Below are 10576 nucleotides of genomic sequence, written 5' to 3'. Positions count from 1 at the left end.
AGCGCCCGCGACTTCGCCGACCTGGAACTGCCCGACATGGCCGCCGGCACCGCCTCCAAGGCCGATGGCGCGGCGCCCGAGTTCGACCTGTCCGACATCAACCTCGACCTCGACACCCGGCAGGGCGGCGGCGCCGCCCCGGCCGTCAAGGAAGAGCAGTTGTCGGCCCTCCACATGGAGATGGACACCAAGCTCGACCTGGCCATCGCCTACCAGGAGATCGGCGACAAGGAAGGCGCCCGCGAACTGCTCGACGAGGTGCTGCGCGGCGGCAGCGACGACCAGGTGGCCAAGGCCAACGCCATGCGCGCCCTGCTGGGCTGAGGCGGCGACGGTATAATGCGCTGACTCAGAACAACAGATCGGGCAGCAATTGAAACGCATAGCAATCGGCGTCCAGTATGACGGCAGCGCCTGGCACGGCTACCAGAAGCAGGAAGACGGCCACACGGTGCAGGACCAACTGGAACAGGCGCTGGAGAAATTCGCCCGGGTGCGCCTGGCCACCACCTGCGCCGGCCGCACCGACACCGGCGTGCACGCGCTGGAACAGGTGGTGCACTTCGACACCGAACTGCGCCGCGAGCCGCATTCCTGGCTGCGCGGCGTCAACGCCTTCCTGCCGCCGTCGATCGCCGTGCGCTGGGCCAAGGAACTCGACGGCGAGCCCGGCGTCGACGACTTCTTCCACGCCCGCTTCAGCGCCCGCGCCCGCACCTACCACTACGTCCTGTACAACAATTCGACCCGCTCGCCGCTGCTGGAGGGCCGCGCCGGCTTCTACTTCCGTCCGCTCGACGTCGAGTTGATGCAGGCCGCCGTGGCGCCGCTGCTGGGCTGGCACGACTTCACCGCCTTCCGCGCCGCCCAGTGCCAGGCCAAGTCGCCCGTCAAGCTGATGCACGACATCCGGATCCGCCGCCACGGCGAGCTGGTGGTGTTCACCATCACCGCCAACGCCTTCCTGCACCACATGGTGCGCAACCTGGTCGGCTCGCTGGTCTACATCGGCAGCGGCCGCCAGCCGCCCGAATGGCTGGGCCAGCTGCTCGACGCGCGCGACCGCCACGAGGCCGCGCCCACCTTCATGCCCGACGGCCTGTATCTGGCCAAGATCGACTACGACCCCAAATGGCAGTTGCCGCTGGAAACCACCAGCCCGCTGCCCTGGTTTTAACCGCCCCCACCAAACCACCGAGGACCAGCCCATGCAGCAGCAGCGCACCCGCATCAAGATCTGCGGCCTGACCCGCGCCGAGGACGTCGCCGCCGTCGTCGCCGCCGGCGCCGACGCCATCGGCTTCGTCTTCTACCCCAAGAGCCCGCGCTACGTCACGCCGCAGCAGGCCGCCGCGCTGATCGCCGCCGTGCCGCCCTTCGTCAGCTGCATCGGCCTGTTCGTCAACGCCGGCCCGGCGGAGGTGGCCGCCGTCTGCGCCGTCGCGCCGCTCACCGCGATCCAGCTGCACGGCGACGAGACGGTGGCGCAGAGCGCCGCCATCGCCGCCGCCTGCGGCCGACAATTCCTGCGAGTTTTCCGCGTCAAACCCGACACAAGGTCCGCCGATTTGCTAGAATACGAACAACTATGCCGCGCCGCCAGTCCCTTGTTTTCCAGCCTCTTGCTCGATACGTATGTGGACGCCTATGGTGGCGCAGGAAAGGTATTTGATTGGTCTCTCATCCCAAAAGAACTCGCGCCTCGGGTCGTTTTAAGTGGTGGCTTGAGCGTAAACAGCGCGACTGACGCGGTGGTGCGCGTACGTCCCTACGCCGTCGACATCAGCAGTGGTGTCGAGGCCGCCAAGGGAATCAAGGACGCCCGCCAGATCGCCGACTTCGTCGGCGCCGTGCGGGCCGCCGATGCCATCATTGAGAGAGAAACCCGTCATGAAAGAATTGCCTGAGATCGGCGCCGCTGCGCCATTGTTCCACGCCACCGACTATCAACTGCCCGACACGCGGGGCCACTTCGGCCCCTACGGCGGCTCCTTCGTCGCCGAAACGCTGACCTACGCCCTGGCCGAGCTGAACCAAGCCTACGAGCGCTACAGCAAAGACCCCGAATTCCTCGAAGAGTTCCGTTACGAGCTGAAGCACTTCGTCGGCCGTCCCTCGCCGATCTACCACGCCAAGCGCTGGTCGCAGATGGCCGGCGGCGCGCAGATCTACTTCAAGCGCGAAGACCTGAACCACACCGGCGCGCACAAGATCAACAACGTCATCGGCCAGGCCCTGCTGGCCAAGCGCATGGGCAAGCCGCGCATCATCGCCGAGACCGGCGCCGGCCAGCACGGCGTCGCCACCGCCACCATCTGCGCCCGCTTCGGCCTGGAGTGCGTGGTCTACATGGGCAGCGAGGACGTCAAGCGGCAGGCGCAGAACGTCTACCGCATGAAGCTGCTGGGCGCCACCGTCGTGCCGGTCGAGTCCGGTTCCAAGACGCTCAAGGACGCCCTCAACGAGGCCATGCGCGACTGGGTCACCAACATCGAGAACACCTTCTACATCATCGGCACCGTCGCCGGCCCGCATCCCTACCCGATGCTGGTGCGCGACTTCCAGTCGGTGATCGGCGAGGAGTGCCTGGTGCAGATGCCCGAGATGACCGGCCGCCAGCCCGACTACGTGCTGGCCTGCATCGGCGGCGGCTCCAACGCCATGGGCATCTTCTATCCCTACATCGACCAGAAGGACGTCAAGCTGATCGGCGTCGAGGCGGCGGGCGAGGGGTTGTCCAGCGGCAAGCATGCCGCCTCGCTGACCCAGGGCATCCCCGGCGTCCTGCACGGCAACCGCACCTATCTGCTGCAGGACGCCAACGGCCAGATCATCGAGACGCATTCCGTCTCCGCCGGGCTGGACTATCCCGGCGTCGGCCCCGAGCACGCCTATTTGAAGGACAGCGGCCGCGCCCAATACGTCTCGATCACCGACGACGAAGCGCTGCAAGCCTTCCACGACTGCTGCCATATCGAAGGCATCATCCCCGCGCTGGAATCGTCGCACGCCTTGGCATATGCCGCCAAGCTCGCCGCCACCCTGCCGAAGGACCAGATCGTGCTGGCCAACCTGTCGGGCCGTGGCGACAAGGACATGCACACCGTGGCCGAGCGGATGGGGCTGGACTTCAGCTAAGCCGCCGACTAAAAACCGTCGTTCCCGCGCAGGCGGGAACCCATGCCCCGCATGCGCTCTTCCCATGCGCGGCATGGGTTCCCCCCATGCGCCGCATGCCGCCCGCTGCGGTATGGATTCCCGCCTGCGCGGGAACGACGAATTCGGGGCTGTTCGAAGTGCCCTCATATGCCACCCAATGCCACCCAATTTGAGAAGACCATCGCCATGTCCAAAATCGCAGCCACTTTCGCGGCCCTGAAGGCCGCCAACAAAACCGCCCTGATCACCTTCATCACCGCCGGCGATCCGGCGCCGGAACTGACCGTGCCGCTGATGCACGCCCAGGTCGCCGGCGGCGCCGACATCCTCGAGCTCGGCGTGCCGTTCTCCGATCCGATGGCCGAAGGCCCGGTCATCCAGCGCGCCTGCGAGCGCGCGCTGGCCTTCGGCATCGGCATCCACGATGTGTTCGCCTACGTCGCCGAGTTCCGCCAGACCAACCAGCACACGCCGGTGGTGCTGATGGGTTACGCCAACCCGATCGAGCGCATCGGCGCCGCCGCCTTCATCGCCGCCGCCAAGCAGGCCGGGGCCGACGGCGCCATCGTCGTCGACTATCCGCCGGAAGAGTGCGAAGAGTTCGCCGCCGCCATGCGCGCCAACGAACTCGACCTGATCTTCCTGCTGGCGCCCACCTCGACCGAGGAACGCATCGCCCAGGTGGCCAAGGTCGGCGGCGGCTTCAGCTACTACGTGTCGCTGAAGGGCGTCACCGGCGCCGGCAATATCGACACCGTCCAGGTCGCCGAGCGGCTGGGCGCGATCCGCCAGCACGTCAAGCTGCCGATCGGCGTCGGCTTCGGCATCCGCGACGGCGCCACCGCGCGCGCCGTGGCCGAAGTGGCCGACGCCGTCGTCATCGGCAGCCGCATCATCCAGGAGATCGAGAACAGCCCGAAAGAGGGCGCCGCCGCCGCCGTGCAAAGCTTCGTCGCCGGCATCCGCAGCGCGCTCGACGCCTGATCCACCCGGCGGCCCGCCGGCCGCCATGCCCTGCGGCGCCGCTTGGCGCCGCGCAAAACCCGACCGCTCACCTTGACGCATAGTGCCTCTGTCACTATGTTGAAGAGGGAGCGGTCGTGCGCTTTGAATGGGATCCGCATAAGGCCAGAACCAACCTGCGCAAGCATGGCGTCAGCTTCGACGAGGCTACATCGGTCTTTGACGACAAGGCAGCCTGCTTTCTTGCCGATGTGGCGCATTCGGACGTGGAGGACAGGTGCATCATCGTTGGCACCAGCGCGACAGGCAGGGTGCTGCTCGTTTGCTATTGCTGGCGTGGTGAAGAGTTGGCGCGCATTTTCTCGGCCCGCAAGCCCACATCCTTTGAAGTTTTGCAATATTTATGAGGTGAAATATGTGCGATGAAATTGATGAGCTTGATGAAATCGATCTGTCGGATAGCTCGCGATGGAAGCAAATCCCCAATCCATTTGCCGACCGTTTGTTTAAGGACATTTCCTTTCCCTTGGATCACAACACGATCGCTTATTTCCAGGCCATCGGCGACGAGTTCGGCCTGTCCGCCGAGCGCATCATGACCATCTACCTGCGCAATATCGCCTACACCGGCCACAAAATCGATATCGAGCTGCCGAAGAAGGGTGCGGCGCAGGAAAAGCCGGCGGTTTCCTCCAGCTGAGCCCCGAGCGCCGCCGCGCCGCCGCCCGCGCCCGTTTGCCCGTGGGGCGAGTAGTGGATTTATTCTAAAAATATAAACTTTGCATGGCTCGATGGCAAAAATGTTGTATTGCAATGTTCGACAGGGGGGCGATAAACGGCTACACTTCCGCCACTAGTTAGCAGCAAGGAGAAATTATGAGTTGGTTGGAAAAGCTTCTGCCCCCAAGAATTCAGCGTTCGGACGCTGCGGCACGTAAGACCATGCCCGAAGGTCTGTGGGTCAAATGCCCCTCCTGCGAGGCGGTGTTGTACCGCACCGATCTGGAATCGAACTTGCACGTTTGTCCAAAGTGCGACCACCACATGCGCATCCGCGCCCGCGAGCGCCTCGACGGCCTGCTCGACGCCGGCGGCCGCTATGAAATCGGCCAGGAAACCCTGCCGGTCGACACGCTCAAGTTCAAAGACAGCAAAAAATACCCGGACCGCCTGAAGCAGGCGATGGAAGCCACCGGCGAGACCGACGCGATGATCGTCATGGGCGGCGCCATCATGAGCCTGCCGGTGGTGGTCGCCGCCTTCGAGTTCGAATTCATGGGCGGCTCGATGGGTTCGGTGGTCGGCGAGCGCTTCGTGCGCGGCGCCCAGACCGCGCTGGAACAAAAAGTGCCGTTCATCTGCATCACCGCCACCGGCGGCGCGCGCATGCAGGAAGGTCTGCTGTCGCTGATGCAAATGGCCAAGACCACCGCCATGCTGACCAAGCTGTCGGAGAAGAAACTGCCCTTCATCAGCGTGCTGACCGATCCGACCATGGGCGGCGTGTCCGCCTCCTTCGCCTTCATGGGCGACGTGGTGATCGCCGAACCGAAGGCGCTGATCGGCTTCGCCGGCCCGCGCGTGATCGAAAACACCGTGCGCGAGAAACTGCCTGAAGGCTTCCAACGCGCCGAGTTCCTGGTCACCAAGGGCGCCGTCGACATGATCGTCGACCGCCGCAAGATGCGCGAAGAAATCGCCCGTCTGCTGGCCCTGCTGCAGAACCAGGCCGTCGAGGTTCTGGCGTAAGTTAGCTTAGCTCCATTTCGCGGCGCGCCAGCCGGATCCCCGATCCGCCGCGCGCCGCGCTCATTTCCAAGTGTCTCCCATGTCTACTCTCCCAACTACCCTGCCAGAATGGCTCGCGCTGCTCGAATCGCGCCATGCCGAAACCGTCATCAACATGGGCCTGGACCGCGTGCGCGCCGTCAAGGAGCGCTTGGCGCTGCAGTTCGGCTGCCCCGTCGTGATGGTGGCCGGCACCAACGGCAAGGGCTCGACCTGCGCCATGCTCGAATCGGTGCTGCTGCGCGCCGGCTACAAGGTGGGCCTGTACATCAAGCCGCACTTCCTCGATTTCAACGAACGCGCCCGCATCAACGGCGAGCTGGCCAGCGACGAGGTCCTGGTGGCCGCCTTCAACGCCGTCGAGGCGGTGCGCGGCGATACCGTGCTGACCTATTTCGAGTTCACCACCCTGGCCATCATGCACCTGCTGGCCGGCGCCGGCATGGACCTGGTGATCCTGGAGGTGGGCCTGGGCGGCCGCCTGGACGCCGTCAACGTCATCGACGCCGACATCGCCATCGTCACCAGCGTCGACATCGACCACACCGACTACCTGGGCGACACGCGCGAGGCGATCGGCTTCGAGAAGGCCGGCATTTTCCGCGCCGGCAAGACGGCGATCTGCAGCGACCCGGTGCCGCCGCAGTCGCTGATCGACCACGCCGAGGCCATCGGCGCCGACCTGTGGCTGATGGGGCGCGACTTCAACTACTCGGGCGACAAGCAGCAATGGAACTACGGCGGCCGTTCGCAGCGCCGCAATTCGCTGGGCTACCCGAGCCTGCGCGGCGCCAACCAGATCCTCAACGCCGCCGCCGTGCTGGCCGCGCTGGAGGCCCTGCGCCTGCAACTGCCGGTCGGCGCGCAGGAAGTGCGCACCGGCCTGGTGACGGTGGAGCTGCCGGGCCGCTTCCAGGTGCTGCCGGGCCGGCCGACGGTGATCCTCGACGTGGCGCACAATCCGCACGCCGCCGCCGCGCTCAACCAGAACCTCGGCAACATGGGCTACCACGCCTACACCTACGCGGTGTTCGGTTCCATGCAGGACAAGGATATCGACGGCGTCATCGCCGCCATGGGCGAGCACGTCGACCACTGGTGCCTGGCCACCTTGCCCTCGCCGCGCGCCGCCAGCGCATCCGAACTGGCCGGCCGCGTGCAGGCGGTGCAGCCGGAAAGGGATGAACGCAGCATCAATATCTTCGACGATCCGGCACGGGCTTATGCAAATGCGCTGAGCCGAGCCGGGGAGAATGATAGAATTGTGGTCTTTGGGTCGTTCCTGACCGTCGCTGGCGTCATGGCGGCACGAAAATCCTCACTCCACTGAAAAATATCACGCATGGGCTTGTTCTCGAAACTCTTTAAAAACAAGCAAGATACCGCTGGCAAAGACAGCGGCTACTACTCCAGTTCAGACGACCAGGCCGCCGGCGAGCGTGCGCGCGCCAAGCGCGCCTCGTCGGCCGACGGCGCCAAGCGCGGCCGGGCCGCGGCCAAGGAGTCGGACGACCCCGTCCTGCCTGAGAAGAAGCGCGCGCGCCGCCGCCTGGTCGGCGCCATCGCGCTGGCCCTGCTGGTGGCCATCGGCCTGCCGATGGTGCTCGACTCCGAGCCCAAGCCGCTGGCCGCCGACATCGACATCAAGATCCCGTCCAAGGACAAGCCGGCCGAGTCGGCCGCCGCCGCCTCGTCCCGCGTGGCGGCCAGCGCCGCCCTGGACAACTCCGAAGAAATCGTCACCGAGGCGCCCAAGGCCGCCAAGCCGGCCGCGTCCGCCGCCGCCATCGCGCCCGCGCCCGCGCCCGTGGCGGCCAAGCCGTCGCCGGCCATCGTCGCGCCGGTGGTGGCCGAGCTCAAGGTTGGCGGCGACGCCGCCAAACCGCCGCCGAAGGATGTCGCCAAGGAAGTTGCCGAGGCCAAGCTCAAGGCGGACGCCAAGGCGGAATCCGAGGCCAGGCTCAAAGTCAAGGCGGAGGCCAAGGTCAAGGCCGAGGCGGACGCCAAGCTGGCCAAGCTTGAGCACAAGACGGAAACCAAGCCCGAGGTGAAGGCCGAGGCCAAAGCCGAGCACAAGGACGCCAAAGCGGAAACCAAGGTGGCCGAGAAGCCGGCCGCCAAGCCGGCGCCGAAAGACGAGGCCAAGCCGGCCGACGACGCCAGCCGCGCCATGGCCATCCTGGAAGGCAAGGCCGCCGCCAAGCCGGCCGCCGAAGCGGCCGCCGCCGGGCAGAAATTCGTCGTCCGCGTGGCCGCGCTGGCCACCCATGAAAAAGTCGACCAGTTGCAGGAAAAACTCAAGGAAGCCGGCATCCATTCCTTCACACAGAAGGTGCCGACCCCATCGGGCGAACTGACCCGCGTCAGCGTCGGTCCCTTCGCCAACAAGGACGAGGCCGAGAAGGTGCGCGCCAAGCTGGCCAAGCTGGGCCTGAGCGGCAGCCTGGTGCCGCAGTCGTGATGGCGGCGCAGCGCTAGGTGCGGCCGTGACGCTTTTCGATTATCTGGTGATCTTCGTCTTGATCGCCTCCGTCATCATCAGCACCATGCGCGGCCTGGTGCGGGAAATGTTATCGCTGGCCAGCTGGATCGTCGCCTTCGTCGTCGCCAACGCCTACAGCACCCAGCTGGCCGCGTTGTTGCCGGCGATGGTGCCGGGCGAGGTGCTGCGCCTGATCCTGGCCTTCATCGTGTTGTTCATCGGCGTGCGCATTTTGATGGGCCTGCTCATGCTGGCGCTCGACGCGCTGGTCAAGGCCGGCGGCATGGGTCTGGCCGACCGCGGCCTGGGTGGTTTGTTCGGTTTGGCGCGCGGCCTGGTGATCGTGCTGGCCGCCGTCATATTGTGCGGGATGACCTCGGTCCCGCAACAGGATTTTTGGAAGGACGCGCTGCTGAGTCCTCTCGCCGAGGCCGGGGTGCGCACGGTGAAACCCTTCCTTCCCGCTGCGTTCGCGCAGTACGTGCATTTTTGAATTTTTTAAATCAGTAGCACCAGTCTAGGAGCACACCATGTGTGGCATCGTCGGCGTCGTTTCCCATCAACCAGTCAATCAACTGCTGTATGACGCATTGCTGTTGTTGCAGCATCGCGGTCAGGACGCGGCAGGGATCGCGACCAATCACAGCAGTATGTTTTCCATGCACAAGGCCAACGGCCTGGTGCGTGACGTCTTCCGCACCCGCAATATGCGTTCGCTGCAAGGCAACTCGGGCATCGGCCACTGCCGCTATCCGACCGCCGGCTCGTCGAGCGAGGAAGAGGCGCAACCGTTCTACGTCAACGCCCCGTTCGGCATCACCCTGGCGCACAACGGCAACCTGACCAACTGGGAACAGTTGAAGCAGGACATGTTCAAGAACGACCGCCGCCACATCAACACCGACTCCGACTCCGAAGTGCTGCTCAACGTGCTGGCCCACGAGATCCAGCAAGCCACCACCGGCCTGCTGCTCGACCCGGACGCCATCTTCAAGGCCGTCGCCGTGCTGCACCGCCGCGTGCGCGGCGGCTACGCCGCCGTGGCGCAGATCGCCAACGTCGGCCTGCTGGCCTTCCGCGACCCCTTCGGCATCCGTCCGCTGTGCCTGGGCATCAACGAGACCGAGCAGGGCGCCGAATACCTGATCGCCTCCGAATCGGTGGCCCTCGAAGGCATGGGCTTCCGCTTCGTGCGCGACATCGCGCCGGGCGAGGCCGTCTTCATCGACGCCGACAAGCAACTGCACAGCCGCCAGTGCGCCGACAACCCCAGCCTGAACCCCTGCGTGTTCGAGTTCGTCTACCTGGCCCGGCCCGATTCGATCATCGACGGCGCCTCGGTCTACGCCACCCGCCTGAAAATGGGCGAGTACCTGGCCGAGAAGATCAAGCGCGAATTCAAGGACGGCGAGATCGACGTGGTCATGCCGATCCCCGACTCGTCGCGCCCGGCCGCCATCCAACTGGCGCTGGCGCTCAACATCGAGTACCGCGAAGGCTTCATCAAGAACCGCTACATCGGCCGCACCTTCCTGATGCCCGGCCAGGCGATGCGCAAGAAATCGGTGCGCCAGAAGCTCAACGCCATCGGCTCCGAGTTCAAGGACAAGGTCGTGCTGCTGGTCGACGATTCGATCGTGCGCGGCACCACCAGCCGCGAGATCGTCCAGATGGCGCGCGAAGCCGGCGCCAAGAAGGTGATCTTCGCCTCGGCCGCGCCGCCGGTGATCTTCCCCAATGTCTACGGCATCGACATGCCGACCCGCGACGAGCTGATCGCCTACGGCCGCACCACCGAGGAAGTCTGCCGCGAGATCACCGCCGACGCCCTGGTCTACCAGGACATCGACGCGCTCAAGCGCGCCATCTCCGACGTCAACCCGGCGCTGACCAGCTTCGAAGCGTCGTGCTTCGACGGCATCTACGTCACCGGCGACATCTCGCAGGACTACCTGGACAAGCTGGAATACGCCCGCCACAACCCCAAGGCCCCGGGCCCGGAGGACGCCGGACGCTCCCAGCTGAACCTGAACCTGGCCACCACCGAAGGGTGATGACCAGCCCGGCGCCGCACTAGCCGCGCCGGGTTTTTTTATGCTTTGCGCCGATGGGCTGCGCGCGCCGGCCGTGGCGTGAGTCGCGGCGTCAAACCCAAGCCAAGCCCGACGGCTGGGGTCGGACCCC

12 protein-coding genes are annotated in these 10576 nt (G+C 65.6%); all 12 read left to right on the top strand.

The features are described 5' to 3' along the window. Positions 1–324, top strand: a 324-nt coding sequence (locus tag H7U20_RS07335; RefSeq protein ID WP_304621715.1) for a FimV/HubP family polar landmark protein, incomplete at its 5' end; no start/stop codon positions are given. A gap of 49 nt (positions 325–373) precedes the next feature. Beyond that, positions 374–1177: a tRNA pseudouridine(38-40) synthase TruA gene (gene truA, locus H7U20_RS07330; RefSeq protein WP_199518950.1), complete on the top strand. Its 804-nt coding sequence runs from the start codon at positions 374–376 to the stop codon at positions 1175–1177. A 31-nt stretch (positions 1178–1208) separates the two neighbouring features. Continuing rightward, positions 1209–1907, top strand: a complete 699-nt coding sequence (locus H7U20_RS07325; protein ID WP_199518949.1) for a phosphoribosylanthranilate isomerase — start codon at positions 1209–1211, stop codon at positions 1905–1907. Further along, positions 1891–3138, top strand: a complete 1248-nt coding sequence (gene trpB / locus H7U20_RS07320; RefSeq protein ID WP_199518948.1) for a tryptophan synthase subunit beta — start codon at positions 1891–1893, stop codon at positions 3136–3138. The genes H7U20_RS07325 and trpB overlap by 17 nt, the downstream gene beginning before the upstream one ends. 207 nt (positions 3139–3345) lie before the next feature. Then, positions 3346–4143 carry a tryptophan synthase subunit alpha gene (trpA, locus tag H7U20_RS07315; RefSeq protein WP_199518947.1) on the top strand — a complete coding sequence of 266 codons (798 nt, stop codon included), beginning with the start codon at positions 3346–3348 and terminating at the stop codon, positions 4141–4143. Between the two features lie 116 nt (positions 4144–4259). Beyond that, entirely contained in the window at positions 4260–4529 is a 270-nt protein-coding gene (locus H7U20_RS07310) for a BrnT family toxin (protein ID WP_199518946.1), read from the top strand. A gap of 8 nt (positions 4530–4537) precedes the next feature. Further along, entirely contained in the window at positions 4538–4822 is a 285-nt protein-coding gene (locus tag H7U20_RS07305; RefSeq protein WP_199518945.1) for a hypothetical protein, read from the top strand. Positions 4823–4998: 176 nt separating this feature from the next. Next, on the top strand, positions 4999–5871 hold the full coding sequence (gene accD, locus H7U20_RS07300; RefSeq protein ID WP_199518944.1) for an acetyl-CoA carboxylase, carboxyltransferase subunit beta: 873 nt from the start codon (positions 4999–5001) through the stop codon (positions 5869–5871). A gap of 79 nt (positions 5872–5950) precedes the next feature. Next, positions 5951–7240, top strand: a complete 1290-nt coding sequence (gene folC / locus H7U20_RS07295; protein WP_199518943.1) for a bifunctional tetrahydrofolate synthase/dihydrofolate synthase — start codon at positions 5951–5953, stop codon at positions 7238–7240. Positions 7241–7252: 12 nt separating this feature from the next. Next, positions 7253–8371: an SPOR domain-containing protein gene (locus tag H7U20_RS07290; protein WP_199518942.1), complete on the top strand. Its 1119-nt coding sequence runs from the start codon at positions 7253–7255 to the stop codon at positions 8369–8371. Between the two features lie 25 nt (positions 8372–8396). Continuing rightward, complete coding sequence (locus H7U20_RS07285; RefSeq protein ID WP_199518941.1) at positions 8397–8885, top strand: CvpA family protein; 489 nt, start codon at positions 8397–8399, stop codon at positions 8883–8885. A gap of 37 nt (positions 8886–8922) precedes the next feature. Then, on the top strand, positions 8923–10446 hold the full coding sequence (gene purF, locus H7U20_RS07280; RefSeq protein ID WP_199518940.1) for an amidophosphoribosyltransferase: 1524 nt from the start codon (positions 8923–8925) through the stop codon (positions 10444–10446). Positions 10447–10576 lie beyond the last annotated feature (130 nt).

Source organism: Rugamonas violacea (assembly GCF_016461825.1).
Classification (GTDB): Bacteria; Pseudomonadota; Gammaproteobacteria; order Burkholderiales; family Burkholderiaceae_D; genus Rugamonas.
The sequence above is the reverse complement of the archived record's forward strand: the minus strand, read 5'-3'. Positions and strand labels throughout refer to the sequence as shown.